General features: G+C 70.3%; 17 protein-coding genes and 3 pseudogenes. 8 read left to right on the top strand and 12 right to left on the bottom strand.

Annotated elements, in window-relative coordinates; genetic code table 11:
- Window positions 1-205: 205 nt before the first annotated feature.
- The 6 genes and pseudogenes from OG390_RS34010 to OG390_RS33985 all read right to left on the bottom strand — a co-directional run.
- Window positions 206-1,370, bottom strand: a pseudogene (locus OG390_RS34010) (ATP-binding cassette domain-containing protein); the annotation flags it as partial.
- A pseudogene (locus OG390_RS34005) lies at window positions 1,354-2,079 on the bottom strand (ABC transporter permease); the annotation flags it as partial. The pseudogenes OG390_RS34005 and OG390_RS34010, both read right to left, overlap by 17 nt.
- A 283-nt stretch (window positions 2,080-2,362) precedes the next feature.
- A pseudogene (locus OG390_RS34000) lies at window positions 2,363-3,811 on the bottom strand (ABC transporter substrate-binding protein); the annotation flags it as partial.
- A 190-nt stretch (window positions 3,812-4,001) separates the two neighbouring features.
- Window positions 4,002-4,049 (bottom strand): Ms4533A family Cys-rich leader peptide, encoded by a 48-nt coding sequence (locus OG390_RS33995; protein ID WP_406178012.1) that lies wholly within the window; start codon window positions 4,047-4,049, stop codon window positions 4,002-4,004.
- Window positions 4,050-4,166: 117 nt separating this feature from the next.
- Entirely contained in the window at window positions 4,167-5,741 is a 1,575-nt protein-coding gene (locus OG390_RS33990; protein ID WP_406178010.1) for a DUF3152 domain-containing protein, read from the bottom strand.
- A gap of 263 nt (window positions 5,742-6,004) precedes the next feature.
- Window positions 6,005-6,994, bottom strand: coding sequence for an alpha/beta fold hydrolase (locus OG390_RS33985; protein ID WP_406173171.1), 990 nt, complete (start codon window positions 6,992-6,994; stop codon window positions 6,005-6,007).
- 158 nt (window positions 6,995-7,152) lie between these two features.
- Between OG390_RS33985 and OG390_RS33980 the strand changes: the two genes are divergently transcribed.
- The 4 genes from OG390_RS33980 to OG390_RS33965 all read left to right on the top strand — a co-directional run bounded on the left by OG390_RS33980 (window position 7,153) and on the right by OG390_RS33965 (window position 9,319).
- Window positions 7,153-7,371, top strand: a complete 219-nt coding sequence (locus OG390_RS33980; RefSeq protein WP_406173170.1) for a hypothetical protein — start codon at window positions 7,153-7,155, stop codon at window positions 7,369-7,371.
- A 246-nt stretch (window positions 7,372-7,617) separates the two neighbouring features.
- A complete protein-coding gene (locus tag OG390_RS33975; protein WP_399087397.1) occupies window positions 7,618-8,259 on the top strand; it encodes a TetR/AcrR family transcriptional regulator in 642 nt (213 codons plus the stop codon).
- A gap of 135 nt (window positions 8,260-8,394) precedes the next feature.
- Window positions 8,395-8,622, top strand: a complete 228-nt coding sequence (locus tag OG390_RS33970) for a DUF3107 domain-containing protein (protein WP_028801993.1) — start codon at window positions 8,395-8,397, stop codon at window positions 8,620-8,622.
- 427 nt (window positions 8,623-9,049) lie between these two features.
- Window positions 9,050-9,319, top strand: coding sequence for a hypothetical protein (locus tag OG390_RS33965; RefSeq protein ID WP_406173169.1), 270 nt, complete (start codon window positions 9,050-9,052; stop codon window positions 9,317-9,319).
- A gap of 95 nt (window positions 9,320-9,414) precedes the next feature.
- Here the strand turns inward: OG390_RS33965 and OG390_RS33960 are convergent, their stop codons facing one another.
- On the bottom strand, window positions 9,415-10,176 hold the full coding sequence (locus OG390_RS33960; protein WP_406173168.1) for a ferritin-like fold-containing protein: 762 nt from the start codon (window positions 10,174-10,176) through the stop codon (window positions 9,415-9,417).
- A gap of 476 nt (window positions 10,177-10,652) precedes the next feature.
- On the opposite strand from OG390_RS33960, the gene OG390_RS33955 reads away from it, so the two are divergent.
- On the top strand, window positions 10,653-12,989 hold the full coding sequence (locus OG390_RS33955; protein ID WP_406173167.1) for a DEAD/DEAH box helicase: 2,337 nt from the start codon (window positions 10,653-10,655) through the stop codon (window positions 12,987-12,989).
- Between the two features lie 248 nt (window positions 12,990-13,237).
- Window positions 13,238-14,104, top strand: coding sequence for an alpha/beta fold hydrolase (locus OG390_RS33950; RefSeq protein ID WP_406173166.1), 867 nt, complete (start codon window positions 13,238-13,240; stop codon window positions 14,102-14,104).
- A 413-nt stretch (window positions 14,105-14,517) separates the two neighbouring features.
- On the opposite strand, the gene OG390_RS33945 is transcribed toward OG390_RS33950, so the two are convergent.
- Both OG390_RS33945 and OG390_RS33940 read right to left on the bottom strand, forming a co-directional pair.
- The gene (locus OG390_RS33945; RefSeq protein WP_406177445.1) at window positions 14,518-15,600 is read right to left on the bottom strand and encodes an IS630 family transposase; all 1,083 of its coding nucleotides are present in this window, start codon (window positions 15,598-15,600) and stop codon (window positions 14,518-14,520) included.
- A 52-nt stretch (window positions 15,601-15,652) separates the two neighbouring features.
- Window positions 15,653-16,549, bottom strand: coding sequence for an NYN domain-containing protein (locus OG390_RS33940; protein ID WP_406173165.1), 897 nt, complete (start codon window positions 16,547-16,549; stop codon window positions 15,653-15,655).
- A gap of 225 nt (window positions 16,550-16,774) precedes the next feature.
- On the opposite strand from OG390_RS33940, the gene OG390_RS33935 reads away from it, so the two are divergent.
- Complete coding sequence (locus OG390_RS33935) at window positions 16,775-16,927, top strand: hypothetical protein (RefSeq protein WP_105968294.1); 153 nt, start codon at window positions 16,775-16,777, stop codon at window positions 16,925-16,927.
- Window positions 16,928-17,029: 102 nt separating this feature from the next.
- Here the strand turns inward: OG390_RS33935 and OG390_RS33930 are convergent, their stop codons facing one another.
- From OG390_RS33930 to OG390_RS33920, 3 genes are all read right to left on the bottom strand, one after another.
- On the bottom strand, window positions 17,030-17,635 hold the full coding sequence (locus OG390_RS33930; RefSeq protein ID WP_406173164.1) for a MarC family protein: 606 nt from the start codon (window positions 17,633-17,635) through the stop codon (window positions 17,030-17,032).
- Between the two features lie 137 nt (window positions 17,636-17,772).
- Window positions 17,773-18,639, bottom strand: coding sequence for a PHP domain-containing protein (locus tag OG390_RS33925; protein WP_406178008.1), 867 nt, complete (start codon window positions 18,637-18,639; stop codon window positions 17,773-17,775).
- Window positions 18,640-18,799: 160 nt separating this feature from the next.
- A complete protein-coding gene (locus OG390_RS33920) occupies window positions 18,800-19,441 on the bottom strand; it encodes a DUF6758 family protein (protein ID WP_399087381.1) in 642 nt (213 codons plus the stop codon).
- 184 nt (window positions 19,442-19,625) lie between these two features.
- Between OG390_RS33920 and OG390_RS33915 the strand changes: the two genes are divergently transcribed.
- Entirely contained in the window at window positions 19,626-20,942 is a 1,317-nt protein-coding gene (locus OG390_RS33915; RefSeq protein ID WP_406173163.1) for an MFS transporter, read from the top strand.
- Window positions 20,943-20,967: the final 25 nt, after the last annotated feature.

Below are 20,967 nucleotides of genomic sequence, written 5' to 3'. Positions count from 1 at the left end.
ATGCGGACATGACGGTGGCGCGACGGACGGTTGTCCATCGCGCCACCAAAAGGGGTGAACGGTCGTAACTTTCCCGTGCGGGCCGCGTTCCGTCGCGCTAGGGGATCAAGCAGTTACGTTTCGTTAGGTTCAAACGCCGGTCGTCCTCCTCAGAGACCCGCGGACCCGCTCACACCGTCGGCCCCGCTCACACCGTGGGGGTGGCTCACGCCGCGGTCAGCTCCCTTCGGGCTGTGCGGCGCCGTGCCGCGACCTCCGGGTCGAGAGCCGGTACGGCGGCCAGCAGCTGCTTGGTGCAGGGGTCCCGCGGGGATTCGTACACCTCGTCGGCGGGCCCGTACTCGACGATTCACCCGCGCCGCATCACCGCCACCCGGTGGCTGACCTGGCGTACGACCGCGAGGTCGTGCGCCACGAACACCAGCGCGAACCCCAGCTCCCGCTGCAACTCGCCGAGCAGGGCTACCGCTTGGGCCTGAGTGGTGACGTCGAGCGCGGAGACCGGCTCGTCGCACACGATGACGCGCGGGTTCGGCGGCGAGCGCCCGCGCGATGCCGACGCGCTGACGCTGTCCGCCGCTGAACTCGTGCGGGTAGCGGTCGTAGTGCGCCGCTTCGAGCCCCACGCGCTCAAGGAGTTCCCGTACCCGCCTCCGAATGCGCCCCTCGTCCCGTTCGCCGCGCGCCCGCAGCGGGTCGGCGATGGACTCGCCCACGGTGCGCCGGGGGTTGAGCGAGGAGATTGGGTCCTGGAAGACCATCTGCACGGAGGGGCTTACGCCGGACTGCGCGCGCCCCTCGTAGCGAACCGCGCCGGCCGTGGGCTCCAGGAGCCCCACGAGCATCCGGCCCAGCGTCGTCTTCCCGCTGCCGCTCTCACCGACGATGCCGAGGGTCTCGCCCCGGTGGATCGCGAGCGTCACGTCGTCGACTGCCGCGAACTGCCGGTTCCCGTGCCCGACTTCGCGTCGCAGGTCCACCGCTTCGAGGACGGCCTCGTCCGAAACACCACCCTCCGACACGCCACCCTCCGACACGCCACCGCCCGACTCACGCCGCGCGTCCACTCGCGGCACCGACCCCAAAAGCTCCTGCGTGTACGTCTGCCGGGGCGCCCCGAGAACCGTTGCGACCGGCCCGTGTTCGACCGTGCGGCCGTGGCGCATGACGAGGATCTCGTCCACGCTCTCGGCGGCGACTCCGACGTCGTGCGTGACCAGCAGCAGGCCCATCCCGGTCTCCTCCCGCAAGGTGTGCAGGAGGTCGAGGATCTGGGCCTGGACGGTCACGTCGAGGGCGGTGGTCGGCTCGTCGGCGATCAGCAGGTCGGGTTCGCAGGCCAGGGCCATGGCGATGGGTGATGACGGGCGCGGCAAGGCCGGGCAGCAGCTCACGGCGGGCGATCCGCCAGGCGCCCCAGCCGCTGAGCCGGGCGGCGGAGACGTAGTCGAGCTCCTTGATGGTGAGCGTCTGGGCGCGCACGATCTTCGCGATGTTGCCCCAGGCGATCGGACCGATGCCGAGAGCGACCAGCACGGGCCGCGGGAAAGTGCTGGGAACGATGGCCAGCAGCGCCAGCGACATGATCACCAGTGGCATCGTGACGATGATGCCGGTGGCGCGACTCAACAGTTGATCAACCCATCGGTTCCCGAGCGCGGCCGCGACGCCCACCACGACACCGATGAAGACCTGCACCGGTGTCGCCGCCAGTGCGACACCCAGTGCGACACCCAGGGAGACCCGGGCGCCGTACACGAGCCGTACGAACAGATCGCGCCGGGTCTGCGGTTCGACGCCGAGCCAGTGGTCGCCGCCGATGCCGCCGAGAGATCCGACGGGCACGCCGCCACGCGCCGAGTCGATCAACAAAGGGTGGTACGTGGTCGGGTCCTGGCCCTCGATCACCGTGAGCAGCGGCGCGGCGAACGCGACCAGGACGAGCAGCGCGATGATGCCCGCCGCGACCAGGGCGGCACGCTGCGCGCGCAGCCGCCGCCAGAACTGACGAGCCCCCGAGGCCACCGGAACGGACGTGTCCGTCCCGGGGGCCCGCGAGGCGACAAGTGCCTCGCTCACGGTGCTGCTTCACCGCGACCTGGGAGATGTCCAGAACACCGGTCCAGTCGCTGATGACGATGTTCTTGACGGCGCTGCCGTACAGCCGCTTGTAGACGGGGTGGAACAGCGGCACGGTCAGGGCCTGCTCGCCGATCTTCTTGTCCAGTGCACCCCAGCGCTTGGCGGCCTCGTCAAGATTCGTCAACTTGTTGATCGCGTCAATCTCGTCATTGACCGACTTGTCATTGAGGAAGCCGGTGTTGAAGTTGGCGCCGGCCTTGACGATCTGCCGGCCGTCGAAGATCGGGGCCAGGAAGGGGCCGCCCGAGGGCCAGTCGGCGCCCCAGTGGGCGAGGAAGAAGCCCGGCTCGGTCCTGACGCTGTGGATCTTGTCCTTGTAGTCGTTGATCTCCAGACCCTGGAGCTTGACCGTGATCCCGGCCTTTTTCAGGGCGTCCTGGATGGCGGTCGCGATCTCCGGGCTGGTCTCGAAGTCCTTGTCGCTGGAGTGCGTGAGCGTGATGGTGAGCCCGTTCTTGTAACCGCTTGTAACCGGCCTCCTTCAGCAGCTCCTTGGCCTTGGCCGGGTTGCCGGACTTGCCCGCGGGAAGAGGTCGTACGGCGTGTATCCGAAGGACTTCTGGTCCGGCAGGTACGTCGTCGCGGGCTCGGCGAGCGACGAGCCGCCCGCCGCGTTGATCACCGACGTACGGTCGAGGGCGTACGAGATCGCCTGGCGCACCTTGGGGTTGTTGAAGGGCTTCACCTTCGGGTTGAAGGCGATGTAGTTCGTGTAGCCGAAGTGTCCGGTGCCGACGCGCGAAGCGAGCTCCTTGTCACCCGTCACCTTGGCGAGCTCGGCGGGGCCGAGGTTGGTGTCCGTCGTGACAGCGGTGGCGTCCGCTCCCTGGGACGCGGACAGCCGCTGGTTGATCACGGACGAGTCCAGACCCGACCGTACGTCGATCTTGTCCGGGTAGACCTTGCGCTCGGCGTCGGTCGACGCGGACCAGTACGTGTTGCACTCCAGGGTCAGCCGCTCGCCGTCGTTCTCGTTCTTGACGACCTTGTAGGGACCCGACGAGATCGGGTGCTCCTCGTACTTGGTGCCGTTGCCCTTGGCCTTCGGCACGGGCGTGAACTGCGTCTGCGTGGCCAGGTAGGGAAACTCGCCCTCGGGCTTGTTGAGGTGAAAGACGATGGTCAGGTCGTCCGGCGTCTCGATCGAGTCGAGGCCCTTCTTGTCCCCGTACGGGCCCTGATAGTCGGCGCCGCCGATCAGCCAATCCCTCAAGTAGGGGGCGCCACCGGAGAGTTCGGCGGCCAAGGAGCGCTCGATGCCGTACTAGATGTCGGCGGAGGTGATCGGCGTGCCGTCCTCGTACTTGAGCCCCTTCTTCAGGGTGTACGTCCACACGGTCCCGTTCTCGCTCGGGCGGCCGGTGTCCGTGGCGAGGTCGGGAACGACCTCGGCGCCGGCGGCACCGCTCTCACGGTTGCGTGTGGTGAGCGTGCGGAAGACGAGGGAGGGGACGTTGCCGCCGCCGGAGGTGTAGAGCCGCGCCGGGTCGAAGTCCTCCTGCGGGTTCGCGTTCAGGACGGTGAGCGTGCCGCCCTTCTGCGGCTTGGCGTCGCCACCGGAGCTCTTGGCATCGTTGTCCTTCGGCCCGCAGGCGGCGGCGCCCGCTGCCACGACCAGGCTGACGGATGCCGCGGCCACGCGGCGCGCTATGACGGACGGATGACGCATCGGAAGACGACCTCTCGGATGGTGAGACGGATGACGCAGAGTGAGACGGAAGAGCGCAGAGCTCGCCCAAGGCGTCAGGCGTCGGCATCCGACCGAGAGAGACCAGGATCGACCGGACCGAAAGAGCGCGCGCCGCTACGGGGCGCACGGACAGCACGGGAGAAAGCGACGCACTCGCCAGGGGCGTGCGTCAGCGACAGTGAATGTCGGCCACGCAGAGCGCGGTCACGCCGATCAGCGGTCACGCCGATCAGCGCCAGCTCAATGGCGGCGCGGGCGGAGACGTGACGAGGCGACATGCGGAGAAATATGAACGAACTTTCGCCGCATGTCGACGTGACCTGTGGGGCCTCTGTCAACTCCCGGGATACGGCCAGGGGTTGGCCTTGCAGTGGATCCCGTCGTGGTCGAGGAACTTGGTCTGCTGCTGCATGACGGGGGCGAGTTCGCCGTCCTTGTCGCAGGTGACGTGGCCGTATCCGAGCCGGTGCCCGACCTCGTGGTTGATCAGCATCTGCCGGTACGCGTGAATTCGGTCACCGTAGGTCTTGGAGCCCTGGGCCCAGCGGTACGCGTTGATCATGACGCGGTCGGTCGACGCAGAGTCGCACGACACGTTGTCCTCCGTCGTGTCGAGCCCCGACTTGGCGCACCACTTGGCGGTCGTGCCCGGGCTCGCCAGCGTGATCACGAAGTCGGGCTTGCCGGAAGAGATCCGCTCGAAGGTGCGGCCGCCGTTGTGGGCCCAACTCCGGTCGTCGTTCAGGGTCTTCTGCACGGCCTGCGCGAAGAGGGCCCCGTCCAGGCCGAGCCCCTGCTCCACGTCGACGCGATAGGTGTACTTGCGGCCCTTGCCCGGCGCCTTGTCGAAGCCGAGGACCGCGTCGAACTTCCCCGACCCCATGAGCGTCGCGCCGAGCGCGTACTTCTTGGCCATCTTCTGGTCGTACGTCAGTGTCGTCGCGCCCGGTGTCCCCGACTGGGTCGGCCGGTCGTCCCCGCGCGAGGCGGAGTCGTGGGTCTCCCGGCCGTTGCCGCCGGCGGACCGCGCGCTCGCATCGGCGTCCTGCCGCCCGGTGGCGACCTGCCCGGCGACGACGACGGCCAGCACCGTGGTGACGGCGGCCGCCGCGATCCCGGTGAACGCCCGCCCCTTGACCGCCTTGCCCTTCGGCGGCTCCTCGACCTCGGGCAGCGGCTTCTCGTCGGCCTCGGTGCCCCAGTCCGTGACGGAGCTGTACGGGTCGGTGCGGTGACCCGCCGCGTCGCGGGGCGCGAAGACGTCGACGTCCTCGTCCGCGTCGCGGTCGAAGGCGTCGACGTAGGACTGCCGGGGGCCCTGCCCGGGCTCCTGACGCTGACGGGGGATCCGGGGCCCGGGACGGCCGGGCGGCACGCCGTACGGAGCGCCTTGCGGCGCCCCCGGCGGCGCGGTCTGCGGCCCACCGCCGCTGAACTCGCCCCAGCCGCCGCCCGGTTCACGCTGCTCGGGGTGACCGCCGCGCACTCGGGGGACGCCGTGGGCGGGGGTTCCGTCAGGGAAACGGGGGACGCCGTGCGCGGGCGTCCCGTCCGGGAAGCGGGGCACACCGTGCGCCGGTGTTCCGTCCGGGAGACGCGGCACCCCGCGTGCGGGGGTCCCGTCGGCCATGCGCGGGATGCCGTGTGCGGGCGTCCCATCGGGAAGACGAGGCACACCATGCGCCGGAGTGCCGTCCTGGAAGCGAGGCACGCCGTGCGCGGGCGTCCCGTCCGGGAAGCGGGGCACACCCTGTGCCGGTGTTCCGTCCGGGAAACGCGGCACCCTGCGCGCCGGCGTCCCGCCCAGCGGAGGCCGCGGATCCGGCGCGCCCGGAGGCGGAGTCGCCGTACGACGAGAGGGGGCGGGTCCCGGCGCCCGCGCCGGAGTGCCGTCCTGGAAGCGAGGCACGCCGTGCGCGGGCGTCCCGTCCGGGAAGCGGGGCACACCCTGTGCCGGTGTTCCGTCCGGGAGACGCGGCACCCCGCGCGCCGGCGTCCCGCCCAGCGGAGGCCGCGGATCCGGCGCGCCCGGAGGCGGAGTCGCCGTACGACGAGAGGGGGCGGGTCCCGGCGCCGGGGCCCTTGCCGCGTCCTGCGCCGGAACCGCGGGTATCTCGGAGGTATCGGTCTTGCCTGCCCGCCCCCGACGGCTGTGACGTCCCACGCCCCGCCTCAGCTCCCCGCGCCGGCAGCGGACGAAGAGGCCGACTCGCCCGTGTCCGCGAGGAGTTCACGGAAGGCCGTGGCCACGGTCTCCGGATACTCCATCATCGCGACATGCCCCGCCTCCGGCAGGGACAGCAGTCGGGCGTCACGGAAGGCGCGGGCCGCGCGCTGGGCCATGCGGTAGCCGACGAGTTGGTCGCGGCCGCCGTAGATGAGCAGGGTCGGCGCGAGCACGCGCTCGGCCTGACGCCACAGCCCGTGCTGGCCGCCCAGCGTGTACGCGTTCACCAGCCCGCGCGACGAGCGCGTCATGGCGTCCCAGAAGTACGGGAGGGCGAGCCGCCGCTCCAACTCCTCGACCGCCTCGCGGAACGCCTCGGGCGTCACAATGCTGGGATCCCCGTAACAGAGCGCCATGACCCCGCGTACGCGCTGCTCGGCGCTCCACTCCTTGGTGAGCCTGGTGAACAGCCGCGCCACACCGGGCACCGCGAGCAGCGCGGTCGGCCAGGCGGTCCGCTGTGCCCGGATCTCCGGGAGCGCGGGCGAGATCAGCGTGAGCGTACGGACGAGATCGGGGCGTACGGCCGCGACGCGCGTCGCGACGGCCCCGCCGAGCGAGTTCCCGAAGAGGTGCACGGGACCGCGCCCGGCCGCGTCGAGATAGCGGATGACCGCGCGCGCGTGGCCCGTGACCGAGTAGTTCCCGTCGTCCGGCGGCGGCGAGTCCCCGAAGCCGGGCAGGTCCACGGCCTCACTGTCCAGGATCCCGTCGAGCAGCGGCATCAGCCCCGACCAGTTCTGCGAGGAACCGCCCAGGCCGTGCACGTACAACGCGGGCGGCAGTCCCTCCCGCTCCGGCGGTCTGGACCGGATCGTCAGCGTGATCCCCGGCAGCCCCACCGATCGCAGCCGCTCCCCCGCCGCGACCCTGACGGCACCGACCCTCGGTGTGACAGCGGTGGCCAGCACGGGCGGCAGCTCGGTCGAAGACATGCGGCAATGTTACGAGACGATCACGCGGTGGCTCATGTGTTCGCCGTCACAGATCGCGAGCGGATGGCATAGCGCCCCGATCGGGTGTCTCCTAGGCTTCAGACGAGGGCACTCGTACGCATACAGGAGCGCACTCGCCCCGCTCGGGAAGAGGAACCATGACAGTCGACCCGACAGACCCCGAGACCTTCAACGACCAGTTTCGGCAAATTCTCGACGCGGAGGCTCCGGAAGCCGCCGCCGCCGAGCAGGTCACCGAACTGGACCCCGTCGAGGACGTCGACCCCCAGCCCGCCGGCGACCCCCTGAACGCCAACGAGGCGGATCTCGCCGAGCAGGCAAGGGTCGTACGACTCAACGAGGACGACTACCGGTGATCAACGGGACCGCATACCGTTGATCCGTATCGTTGATCAACAAGGGCGACCGCCCGCGACGGGACGCCGCTGATCAGGCCAGTGGGGGCGGCGTAGCGCCCCTCTCACCCCGTTCTGCAGGCATTGCGCCACTATCGCCCGCGTCCGGTCCGTGAAATTCTGCGCTCGCACCGCGCACACCGGGGTTACCGAAAAGTACGATGGCCGCGCGGCGCACACCGCATGTGGACAATTTTGGGAGGCGGCGTGACAGCCATCGAGCAGACAGAGGCGGCACGCCCGCGGGGCACTCGCCTGCCGCGCCGTGCCCGACGCAACCAGCTCCTCGGCGCCGCCCAGGAAGTTTTCGTTGCGCAGGGGTACCACTCGGCCGCCATGGACGATATCGCCGAGCGCGCGGGCGTCAGCAAGCCGGTCCTCTACCAGCACTTCCCGGGCAAGCTCGATCTGTACCTCGCCCTGCTGGACCAGCACTGCGAGTCGCTGCTCCACGCGGTGCGAACCGCGCTCGCGTCCACCACGGACAACAAGCTGCGTGTCCGAGCGACGATGGACGCCTACTTCGCGTACGTCGAGGACGACGGCGGCGCCTTCCGTCTGGTCTTCGAGTCGGACCTGACCAACGAGCCCGCGGTCCGCGAGCGCGTCGACAAGGTGACGCACGAGTGCGCGGAGGCGATCTGCGAGGTCATCGCGGAGGACACGGGTCTGTCGCGCGCCGAGTCGATGCTGCTCGCCTCCGGCCTCGGCGGTCTCGCCCAGGTGGTGGCCCGCTCCTGGCTGCACAGTGACCGCAGCGTCCCGCGCGACCAGGCGGTCCAGCTGCTGACCTCGCTGGCCTGGCGGGGCATCGCCGGTTTCCCGCTGCACGGCACGGATCATCACTGACCGCCACTTTGTTCCCGTCCGCTGTTCGCTCCTGGCGTTCTTGGGCGGAGCGTGTACGTCCCCTCACCGGGCTAATGTGTGCTGCGTACGGCGCGGACACACGCGCACATCACTGACCGTCGGAGGGACAAAGCCGTGGAGGTCAAGATCGGCGTGCAGCACGCGCCCCGCGAGATCGTTCTGGAGAGCGGTCAGACCCCGGAAGAGGTCGAGCGCGCGGTGTCCGAAGCGCTGGCCGGCAAGTCGCAGCTGCTGAGCCTCGTGGACGACCACGGCCGCAAGGTCCTGGTTCCGGCCGACCGCCTGGCGTATGTGGAGCTCGGTGAGCCCACGCAGCGCAAGGTGGGATTCAGCGCGCTGTAGGTGGAGCGAGCGACAGCAGAAGCGTGAGGGCCCGGTGGCACAGCCACCGGGCCCTTCGCATGCACGGCGCGGTCGATACTTCGCATGCACGGCGCGGTCGGTCTCTCGCATGCACGGCGCGCGGCCTCCCCTTCGCTCACACGGCGGGGCGACGCCTCGCTCGCAGTGGGCCTGCCCCTCGCCCGCACAGCGGAGCGGCCCCTCGCTCGCAGTGGGCCTGCCCCTCGCCCGCACAGCGGAGCGGCCCCTCGCCCGCACAGCGGAGCGGCCCTCGCCCGCAGGTCGGGGCGGCCCTTCGTCCGCAGCGAGCCCCTTGGCGCACACAGACGGAGTACAGATCGGCCACAGGGGAGGATTGCATTCCGCACGTCACGGGTAAGACCGGCTACGACCGATTTGCACCGGCCGTGCGGGAGGGACCCCCACCATGTTCTTGGAAGCGCTCGGCTCCGCGTTGCTCGGTCTCGCGCTGGCGTGGGCCGCTGCGTTCCGGCTGCCGCATCGGCTGCCGGCCCGCAGCCTGGTCCTGTCGACCGGAGTGGCCGGAGCCCTGTTCGGTGCCTTCCTGACGCACACCGCACTGGGCACCGGCCACTTCCTGGTGATCCTGCTCGGCGCCGCGGCGGTCTCCGCGGCCCTGCTCTCCCTGCTGCTCCGTCCGGAGGAACGCTTTCGCCGCCGCTCGGCGACCGCGTAACCCGTTCCCTAAGACCCCCAAGACCCCCGAGACCCCCAAAGGCCACAACGGCCCCAACGGCCCCAAGCCGAGCGCTTAGGCCGCCAGCCGCGCGCTTAGGCCGCCAGCCCCAGTGCGGCCATCCGCTTCGTGTGCGCCTCGGTGATCCGCGAGAACATCCGGCCGACCTCCGCGAGGTCGAAGCCGTCCGCGACACCGCCCACGAGCATGGTCGACAGGGCGTCACGGTCGGCGACCACGCGCTGCGACTGGGACAGGGCCTCACCCATCAGACGGCGCGCCCACAGCGCCAGCCGGCCACCCACACGCGGGTCCGCGTCGATCGCGGCCCGCACCTTCTCGATGGCAAAGCTGGCGTGCCCGGTGTCGTCGAGGACGGCGAGGACGAGCCGCCGCGTGTCGGAGTCGAGCCGCGCCGCGACCTCCCGGTAGAAGTCACTGGCGATCGAGTCGCCGACGTAGGCCTTGACGAGGCCCTCCAGCCAGTCCGAGGGCGCCGTCTGCTTGTGGAAGCCGTCCAGCGCGGCGACGAACGGCTCCATCGCCTGCGTCGGCTCCGCGCCGATCGCCGCGAGGCGGTCCCTGAGCTGCTCGAAGTGGTGGAACTCGGCCGACGCCATCTTCGCCAGCTCCGCCTTGTCGCTCAGCGTCGGCGCCAGCTTGGCGTCCTCGGCGAGCCGCTCGAACGCCGCGAGCTCGCCGTACGCGAGCGCTCCGAGCAGGTCCACGACCGCGGCGCGGTACTGAGGGTCGGCGGAGGCCGTGTCCCAGTCCTGGGCGGCGACTCCGGTGGCCGCGGGAGCGGTGTCGTCGGCGGCCTCGGCGGGTGTGTCAGCGGCGTTGTCAGGCGTCGTCATGAAGCGCACAATAGCCCGCTCACCGCGGCGGGGAAGTCCCTGGTCAATCAGTGTGACGACGAGTACGTGACCAAATCGGCCATCGCATGTGCGCGATTCCAGGGTATGGTGGTAATGCGCCCGGCGAGTATTCGACGGGCCGCACGAATGAGGATGCCCGGTCGGTGGCCCGATCGGCTCCGACCCGACAGCCCTCCTCGTCCGTACGGCACATTGCGTACTGACGATACGGAGGGACCCTCAGCGGTACGAGCGCTCGAGCGTCGGCAGTGGTCCCATGCCACCCCGGCCCGCTGGTCAAGAGCGGCCGACGTCCCCCCGGCACGGTCCCGACACGACCCCCCGCGCTCGCCTCGCACCGCGTACACAGAAGAGGCAGCACCCTGACTACGACTTTCCGAGAGCTCGGGATCCTTTCCGAGACGGCCGAGGCCCTTGAGGCCGTCGGCATCATCAACCCCTTCCCCATTCAAGAGATGACGCTTCCCGTTGCCCTGTCCGGCACCGACGTCATCGGCCAGGCCAAGACCGGCACCGGCAAGACGCTGGGCTTCGGCCTTCCGCTTCTGGAGCGCGTCACCGTCCCCGCGGACGTCGAGGCGGGCCGGGCCAAGCCCGAGCAGCTCACCGACGCCCCGCAGGCCCTCGTCGTCGTCCCGACGCGCGAGCTGTGCACCCAGGTCACCAACGACCTGCTGACCGCGGGCAAGGTCCGCAACGTACGCGTTCTCGCCATTTACGGCGGCCGGGCGTACGAGCCGCAGGTCGAGGCCCTCAAGAAGGGCGTCGACGTCATCGTCGGCACCCCCGGGCGGCTGCTGGATCTCGCGGGCCAGAAGAAGCTCAACCTCAAGCACATCAAGGCGCTCGTCCTCGACGAGGCCGACGAGATGCTCGACCTGGGCTTCCTGCCCGACGTCGAGAAGATCATGAACATGCTGCCGGCCCGCCGTCAGACGATGCTCTTCTCGGCGACCATGCCGGGTGCGGTCATCGGTCTCGCGCGCCGCTACATGTCGCAGCCCACACACATCCGCGCAACGGCGCCGGACGACGAGGGTGCGACCGTCGCCAACACCGCGCAGTTCGTCTACCGCGCGCACAACATGGACAAGCCGGAGCTGGTCGCCCGCATACTGCAGGCCGACGGTCGCGGACTCGCCATGGTGTTCTGCCGCACCAAGCGGACGGCGGCGGACCTCGCCGACCAGCTGCAGCAGCGCGGCTTCGCCTCCGGCGCGGTCCACGGCGACCTCGGCCAGGGCGCCCGCGAGCAGGCGCTGCGCGCCTTCCGCAACGGCAAGGTCGACGTCCTCGTCTGCACCGACGTCGCCGCGCGCGGCATCGACGTCGAGGGCGTCACCCATGTCATCAACTACCAGTCCCCCGAGGACGAGAAGACGTACCTGCACCGCATCGGCCGTACGGGCCGCGCGGGCGCCAAGGGCATCGCGATCACCCTCGTCGACTGGGACGACATCCCTCGCTGGCAGCTGATCAACAAGGCGCTGGACCTCGGCTTCAACGACCCGCCGGAGACGTACTCCACGTCCCCGCACCTCTTCGAGGAGCTGGGCATCCCGGCCGGCACCAAGGGTGTCCTGCCGCGTTCCGAGCGCACCCGCGCCGGGCTCGCGGCCGAGGAGGTCGAGGACCTCGGCGAGACCGGTGGGCGCGGCCCGCGCGGTCGCGGTGGCCGCGGTGATCGCAGTGATCGTGGTGACCGCTCCTCGGCGCCGTCCGCCGAGCGCGAGCGCGCGCCGCGTCGTCGCCGTCGTACGCGCAACGGTGCGCCGCTGGAGGAGACGTCCGTGTCTCCGGCTCCCGAGGCAACGACGGAGTCCGCCTCCGCCGAGGCCAACGAGGCCGTCGAGTCCCGTGCGCCGCGGCGTCGTCGCCGTACGCGCGCCGGGGCGGCTTCGGAGGCGGTCGCGTCGGTGCCCTCGGTGAACGAGGCCGCGGACGCCGCCGTGGCGACGGCCGAGGGTGTCGTCGACGAGCCGGCCAAGCCGCGCCGTCGTCGGACCCGCAAGACGGCGGAGCCGGTCGAGACGGTGCAGTCCGTGGACGCCACGGAGACCGTGGAGACCGCCGCGCCCGTCGCGGTCGAGACCGTCGCCGCGGATGTCGCCGAGGCTCCGGCCAAGCCGGTGCGTCGCCGGACCCGCAAGGCCGCGGAGGCCGTTGTCGACACGGTCGAGGCCGTGTCGGAGGCCGCGGAGACCGTGGCCAAGCCGGTGCGTCGCCGGACCCGCAAGGCCGCGGAGGCCGTTGTCGACACGGTCGAGGCCGTGTCGGAGGCCGTGACCGAGGCGGAGGCCAAGCCGCGCCGGACGCGGGCCAAGGCCGCCGCTGCCGTGGACACCGCCGAAGCCGCCGAGGCCAAGCCCGTGCGTCGCCGCACCCGCAAGGCCGTCGACGCCGAGATCCCCGCTCAGCCGACTGCCGACGACACCGAGGCCAAGCCGGTGCGTCGCCGCACCCGCAAGGCCGCGGAGGCTGCCGTGGAGACCGCGGAGGGCGTTGCCGAGGCTCCGGCCAAGGCCCGTCGTACGCGCAAGGCCGCGGTCGCCGTCGTGGACGGGGCCGAGGTCGCGACGGAGGCGGAGGCCAAGCCGCGCCGGACGCGGGCCAAGGCCGCCGCTGCCGTGGACACCGCCGAAGCCGCCGAGGCCAAGCCCGTGCGTCGCCGCACCCGCAAGGCCGTCGACGCCGAGATCCCTGCTCAGCCGGCTGCCGACGACACCGAGGCCAAGCCGGTGCGTCGCCGCACCCGCAAGGCCGCGGTTGCCGTGGAGTCCGCGGAGAGCTGATCCTCTGTCCGATTGGCCCGGTCCCGCCTTTTGGTGGGGCCGGGCCATTGGTCTTCCGCCCCCGCCGCCCCTACCCGTCCCGTATCTGGGGGGGCTTCGCCCCCCCAGCCCCCCTCGGTCGTTCTTTTGGTGCGGGCCTGTGGGGGCTTGTCGCGCAGTTCCCCGCGCCCCTTTCAGCGGGGGCGGAAAACCACCCCCCACGCCCACCCACAGAGCGCTCGCCAACTCCGCCCGATAGCCTCGGGGGCATGAGCAGGCCGCCCAGCTTCATCCCGCCCACCGGAGTCCGTGCCTACCGGCTCCGCACCGCCCGCGGTGAGTTCGCCGTGCTCGACGCCGCCCCTCAGGGGCACCCAAAGGGAACCGTCCTCCTGCTGCCGGGGTTCACCGGGAGCAAGGAGGACTTCATCGCGCTGCATGAGCCGTTGGCGCGTGGGGGGTATCGGACGGTCGCCGTGGACGGGCGCGGGCAGTTCGAGACCGAGGGGCCCAAGGACGACGAATCGGCGTACGTGCAGGGCGAGTTGGCGCAGGACGTGCTCGCGCAGACCGCCGCCCTCGGCACTCCCGTGCACCTCGTGGGGCACTCCCTCGGCGGCCAGATCTCCCGCGCCGCCGTGCTCCTGGACTCCTCCCCCTTCCTCTCGCTGACGCTCATGTCCTCGGGCCCCGCCCAGATCTCCATCTCCCAGCAGCAGCGCGTCAAGCTGCTGCGCGACGCGCTCGCCGTGATGAGCATGGCCGAGGTGTGGGAGGCGATGCGGTCGATGGAGCCGCCCGAGGAGACCGACGCCGGCGGGCTCGACCCGGGCCTCGACGACCTCGACGACCTGCGGCGCCGCTGGCTGGCCAACAGCCCGGCCCAGCTCATCGCCACGGGCCGCCAACTGTGCACCGAACCCGATCGCGTCGCCGAACTGGCCGCCGTCCCCCTGCCGAAGCACGTGCTCTCCGGCGCGCTCGACGACACCTGGCCGATCACCCTGCTGGACGAGATGGCCGTACGACTCCAGGCCAAGCGCACGGTCGTACCGGGAGCGGAGCACTCCCCCAACACGGACAACCCGCCGGAGACGGCGCGCGCCCTGATCGAGTTCTGGAACGCGAACCAGTAGCGAGCGGCGGTGACGAGCACCCCGGTGGCCACCGGTTACTAGTGCCCCAGCAGGCGACGTTCGCCCCGTCGCGACGCCCGGCACGCTCCCCCACTGCCTCAAGGGCGTGGGAGGTGCCCCCACTCGCCGCACCGGCCGAAAGCCCAAGTACATCCAGTACGAGGACTTCCGGCCGGCACTCCCCCAGCCTTCGGCCGGGGGGGGACCCCCAGAGCACGCACCGGACGCCGCTCCTTGACGGGCGAACGTTGCCTGCCGGGGCACTAGTGTCCTGCGCCATCAATTCGTCGTTAGTTCTTGGTGCCCCACTGCCGCCGACTTGGCCGAATACTCGCAGGCCGGGGCTGGATGGGCGGACAACCAACCCGGCCGGGCAAGGCGCGAATCCACCGACGAACTTCTGGCGCAGCGCACTAGTGTCCTGCGCCAGGAATTCGTTCAAGATATGAGGCAAGTCGTTCCAGGATCTCGTCCGCGGTCCTCGTCCAGGTGAAGGGGCGGGGGTTCTCGTTCCAGGTCTTGATCCAGTCCCGGATGTCCTTCTCCAGCGCGCGGACGGATTTGTGGACTCCGCGTCGGAGCTGCTTGTCCGTCAGCAGGCCGAACCACCGCTCCACTTGGTTGAGCCAGGACGAGCTGGTGGGAGTGAAGTGCAGGTGGAACCGGGGGTGTGCGGCAAGCCACTTCTGGATCGCTGGGGTCTTGTGGGTGGCGTAGTTGTCACAGATGAGATGTACGTCGAGGTCTACGGGTACTTCCTTGTCGAGTTTGGCGAGGAACTTCTTGAACTCCGCGGCCCGGTGCCGGCGGTGCAGCGAGCCGATGACTTCACCGGTCGCCACGTCCAGTGCCGCGAACAGCGTGGTCACGCCGTTGCGGAGGTAGTCGTGCGTGCGACGCTCGGGCATGCCCGGCATCATCGGGAGCACCGGCGCGGACCGGTCCAGCGCCTGGATCTGGCTCTTCTCGTCCACGCAGAGCACCAGGGCCCGCTCCGGCGGGTCCAGGTAGAGCCCGACCACGTCGCGGACCTTCTCGATGAACTGCGGGTCCTTGCTGAGCTTGAAGGTGTCCACCAGGTGCGGTTTAAGACCGAACGCCTTCCAGACCCGGCCGACCGTGGACTTCGACAGCCCGCTCTCGGCGGCCATGGACGCCCGCGACCAGTGGGTGGCGTCCTTGGGGGTCCGTTCCAAGGTGGCGACGACCAGGTCCTCGATCTGCTCGTCACTGACCTTCCGCGGGGCGCCGGGGCGTTGCTCGTCGGCCAGGCCCTCCAGCCGGCCGGCGAGGAACCGCCGCCGCCACTTGCCCACGGTCTGGGGCCACACCCCGATCTCGGCAGCGACCTCCTGGTTCGACTTCCCGTCCGCGCAGCCGAGGACGATCCGGCAGCGTTGCGCCAGCGCCTGCGAGGATTTGGCCCGCCGTGACCAGCGGACCAGCGTCTCGCGTTCCTCATCCGTCAATGTCAGCTCGGCCATCGGCCGTCCCATACGCGCCACAGCCCAAGGCTACACATCTACATCGAATTCCTGGCGCAGGACACTAGTACTGCGCCTGCAAGTGCTCCCAGAAGCCGTCCCGGAGCGCCCGACGCAGGTCCGCCTGTCCGCGCAGGGAGTACTGGAGGAGCCCCTCGGCCTCGACCAGCAGATCCTGGTCGACCGAGCCGGGGAGATAGGGGTGCCCGGGCAGGAGTTCAGCCAGTGACTCCCGCCCCCGCGCGGCCAGCCACTTCGCGGCGACCTGCGCGCCCACGAAGCGCACGTCGTCGCGCGTGGGACGGCTCGCCGCCGCCGCGTCGTACGAGAGGGCGGTCCGCCGTGACACATACGGCTTGAAGAAGTCGAGGTCGAAGGTCCGCTGGCTGTCGACCTCCCAGAGCAGTGGCTCGGCCTGGTTGCGGCCCTCGGGTGCCTCGATCCCCCACAGGTGGACCCGGGCCCCGTACCCCTGCGCCGCCTCGACCGCCGAGACCAGGTCCTCGTCTCCGCCGAGCAGCGCGGCGTCGCTGATGGCGCGGTGCCGGGCGAGGGACTCCAGGTCGGACCTGATGAGTGAATCGACGCCCTTTTGTTGGTTGTTGGCGTTGAGGTTACCCAACCGCACCTTCACGTCCGGGAGTTCGGCGATCGTCTGCTGTTCCGAGGTGTGGATGCGGCGGCGGGCGCCGTCGTACCAGTAGACGCGCAACAGCCTGCTGTCCGCGAAGATCGTGCGGGCCCGGTCGATGAGCGCCTCGATGAGGCCTTCGGTGTCCAGGTCGAAGGAACGGCGGTCCTCCGTCCCGGCGACGAGCCGCCCCGCGGCCGCGTACAGATATCCGGCGTCGACGAAGATCGCGTGGGTCGAGGGCGTCTTCGCCACCTCGGCGAGCATGCGGTGCAGCAGCTCGTTCGTGCGGTCGATGCGGGCGCCGAGCGCCGCGAGGTCGTCGTTCATCGCCTCCATTGTCCCGGCGGTCACGCTGCGAACACAACTGGCCCCGTTCAGTCTCCGCCACACCGCTTACCAGTCGGTAATTAGGTTCTCGAAAAATTTCCTTAGCGTAGGGAATGTTTGTAACACGCACCCCGTTGAATACGTACGGAAGCGGGGGCACCGATGCCCTGCGCGCCACCACGAGTAGTTCTCCGCAGGAGGATGACCAGACGAAGGGAGAAGCCCATGCGCTTCGAAATCATGCGACTCGACGATGTCGACGGCACGCCCGTGGACAGCACCGTTGTAGACGCCGCCTCCGTCAACCGGATCGTTCAGCAAGCCGCCGCCATCGGGCAGCGACTGTGGATCCGCCCGGCCGACTCGTCCGCCTCGTAACAGCGCGGACGCATTTTTCGGACTGACGCGTCTTTCAGACTTCGGAGCCCCGCACGGCAACGGTTGCCGTGCGGGGCTCTGCGTGTGCCTGGGCCATTCGGCTCACGCGGTCCGGATCACCTGCATGACGCCGTTGATGATCTGCTGCACCGCGATCGCGGAGAGCATCATGCCCGCGAGCCGGGTCACCAGCACGACGCCGCCGTCCTTGATGACACGGATGATCAGCAGCGAGTAGCGCATGACCAGCCACAACATCACATGGATGGCGAGGATCGCGGTCCACACCGACACCTGCGTGGCGACAGTGTCGGCCTTCTGCACCGCAAGGATCACGGAGACGATCGCGCCCGGGCCGGCGAGCAGCGGCATACCCAGGGGCACGAGGGCGACGTTCACATCCTTGGTCTGCTGGGGCTCGTCCGTCTTGCCGGTCAGCAGGTCGAGGGCGATCAGCAGGAGCAGCAGCCCGCCCGCGATCATCAGGGCGGGCACGGAGACGTGCAGGTAGTCCAGGATCTGGTGCCCGAGCAGCCCGAACACTGCGATCACGCCACCCGCCACACAGACGGCCTGGAAGGCCATCCGCTTCTGCACCTTGGCGGGGCGCCCGGCGGTCAGCGCGAGAAAGATCGGGGTGATCCCGGGGGGATCCATGATGACAAAAAGGGTCAGGAAGAGGGAGCCGAAGACGGCGACGTCGAACACAGGTGTGGCCTTGCTGGGGTGATGAAAGCGGACGGCAGCAGGGCAGTGGATGCCGCTACCGCTGTGGGCGGTCGTTCCGCGGGGCGGAACAGATGGGCACAGCCGGCAGCGCCGGGTGCCTGGACAGGAGTGGGGAACTACACGCGGGCGCTGCCACCGGCGCCCGGCACCGGAAACGCGCCGGTAGCCCGTCGAGTGATCTCCCCGTACACCTCGGGATCGGTCGTGAACTCCCCGAGCACGCACGTCTTCCGGCTGCCGTGGTAGTCGGACGACCCCGTGGTGAGCAGTCCCAGCTCGGCCGCGAGCCCGCGCAACCGCGCCCGGGTCTCCGGCTCGTGGTCCATGTGGTCGACCTCGATGCCGTCGAGCCCCGCGGTAGTGAGTTCCGCCATGACGGACTCCGGCACGGTCCGGCCCCGCTTGGCGGCGGCCGGGTGCGCGAAGACGGCGACGCCGCCCGCGCCCTTGATCAGCCGGATCGCCTCGAACGGGTCGGTCTCGTGCTTGGGGACGTAGGCGCGGCCGCCGTCGGCCAGCCACTCCTCGGTGAAGGCGTCGGAGACGCTGTCCACGACACCCAGCTCGACCAGCGCGGAAGCGACGTGCGGCCGCCCCACGGAGCCGTCGCCCGCGATGCGCGCCACCTGCTCCCAGGTGATCGGCACGCCGAGCTCCTGGAGCTTGGCGATCATGCCCTGGGCGCGCGGCACGCGGTCGTCCCGCACCAGCTCGCGCTCGGCGAGCAGCGCGGGCTCCTCGGGGTCGAACAGGTAGGCCAGCATGTGCATGCCGATGCCGTCGATGCGGCAGGAGAGCTCGGCGCCGGTGACGAGGGTGAGCCCCTCGGGCAGTGCGGCGATCGCCTCGGCGTAGCCGCGGGTGGTGTCGTGGTCGGTGAGCGCGACGACGTCCAGCCCCGCGGCGGCAGCGTTCCGCACCAGCTCGGCCGGGGTGTCCGTGCCGTCGGACGCCGTGGAGTGGGTGTGCAGATCGATGCGCACGACGTGACTCCAGGCGGTGACGGGAAGGGTGGGGACGCTCAAGGATAACGGGAATCCGAGGGTCCCCCGTCACACCCTCTCCTGCGGAGCGCCCCCTACGGGATTCCTGTGAGGGGCCTCCACGTTCCGGCGCGGGCCTCCGCGCCCGACATCACGCGCCCTACGGTTCCAGGATCCGCGGCGACAACGCTCCGCACGGCAGCAGGTCCACCTCCGCCCCCGCGTCCCGCAGATCCGTCAGCACCAGCTCGTCGTACATCAGCAGACCCGTCTGCTCGGGCCAGACCACCGCCCACAGCCACAGCCCGAGCGCCTCACCCGCGAAGACGGCGCGGTCGTCGGGGGCGCCGGAGACATGCCAGAGCGGGGTCGGACGTCCGGCCGCGAGGACCTTCGCCTGGGGCGGTTTCTCGACGCTCATGTACGGTCCGGGGTCGGGCCCGTCGATGCCCGCATACCGCGCACCGAGGCCGACGCCGAGCTCCTCGGCGACCAGCAGCAGTTCACCTATGCCGCCGAGCGGCCCGGGACCCGAGCACGCGACGGCGGTCGCGCGACCGCCGCTGCGGTCGTCACCGGCGAACGTCGCGCCGGTGAACAGCCAACCGACCGGCAGCGGCCATGGCATCCACACCGGTACCCGCGCGTGGTGCACGACCACGCCGAGGGCCTCGACGCTGGGCGGGATCACGGGCTGCAGCGGATGCACAGTGCCGTGCACATCGCACTGCCAGGAGTCGGCAAAAAGGCCGGGAGCCCTGACCCGGCCACCACACTTCGGGCAACTGGGTTCGCCCCTCATAGGGCCCAACGGTCCTCCCCGTCCTGCGCCGCGTCAAGGACGATCACCCGTCCGGCGTGTGCCTGTCATGTCGTATCACCCCCCACAAAATAGATGCAGCTTGCATTAATTAGCTCTCCTAACTTATTATGTGCATACGACAACGATCTCGATCGCGCACCGCAGTCGCAGTGAAGGAGCGAGCATGATCAACAGCACCGGAGGGCCCACGGAGGGCGACGCATTCGACGCGGGCGCGGGCAGCATCCTGCGTCAGCCGAAGGCCGTCTGGGCGACCGCGGGAGCCTCCGTCGTCGCCTTCATGGGCATCGGGCTCGTCGACCCGATCCTGCCGTCCATCGCCAAGGGCCTGGACGCCACACCCAGTCAGGTGTCGCTGCTCTTCACCTCGTACTTCCTGATCACCGCCGTCGCGATGCTGGTGACCGGCTACGTCTCCAGCCGCATCGGCGGCAAGAAGACCCTGCTGCTCGGCCTCGCGCTCGTCGTGGTCTTCGCGGGGCTCGCGGGCACGTCCGGGTCGGTCGGCGAACTCGTCGGCTTCCGGGCGGGCTGGGGCCTCGGCAACGCGCTGTTCGTGTCCACCGCCCTCGCCGTCATCGTCGGCGCCGCGGCCGGCGCCAGCGCGGCGGCCATCCTGCTGTACGAGTCCGCCCTGGGCCTCGGCATGGCATGCGGGCCCCTGCTCGGCGCGCTGCTCGGTGACGCCAGCTGGCGCTACCCGTTCTTCGGCACGGCGTTCCTGATGGCGGTCGGCTTCCTGTGCATCACGGCGTTCCTGAAGGAGCAGCCGAAGCCCGCGAGGAAGACGGCCCTGCTCGATCCGATCAAGGCGCTCGGCCACGGCGGCCTCGCCTCGGCGGCCGTCTCCGCGTTCTTCTACAACTACACGTTCTTCACCGTGCTCGCCTTCACGCCGTTCGTGCTGAACATGACCCCGTACAAGTCGGGCGCGGTGTTCTTCTGCTGGGGCGTCCTGCTCGCCGTCTTCTCGGTCGTCGTGGCGCCGCGCATGCAGCGGCGGTTCGGCTCACTGAAGGTGCTGGGCGCCTCGCTGGTACTGCTCGCCGCCGACGTGCTCGTGCTCGGCTACGGCGACCACACCACCGCCGTCGTCTGCACGATCCTGTCCGGCGCCTTCATCGGCGTGAACAACACGGTCTACACGGAGTTGGCGCTGGGCGTCTCGGACGCTCCCCCAGACTCCGTCCGGGGGTACCCCCAGCGCCCGGTGGCGAGCGCGGGCTACAACTTCGTGCGCTGGTTCGCGGCGGCCGCCGCACCGTACTTCGCGCCCAAGATCGAGGATTGGAGCGACATCCACATCCCGTTCGTCGTCGCGGCCGTCACCGCGGTGGTCGGCGCCGTCGTCGTCTTCGTACGCCGGAACGCGCTCGCCCTCCCCCACTCTCGGCTTCGCTCGAGCGGGGGGACCCCCATGGCCGAGGAGCTGGAACCGCGGTACGCAGCCCAAGACAGCGTCACCGTCTCCGCCAACTGACGGGCTTCGGCCGGACTCTGACCGG

Source organism: Streptomyces sp. NBC_00996, assembly GCF_045162675.1.
Taxonomy (GTDB): domain Bacteria; phylum Actinomycetota; class Actinomycetes; order Streptomycetales; family Streptomycetaceae; genus Streptomyces.
The sequence above is the reverse complement of the archived record's forward strand: the minus strand, read 5'-3'. Positions and strand labels throughout refer to the sequence as shown.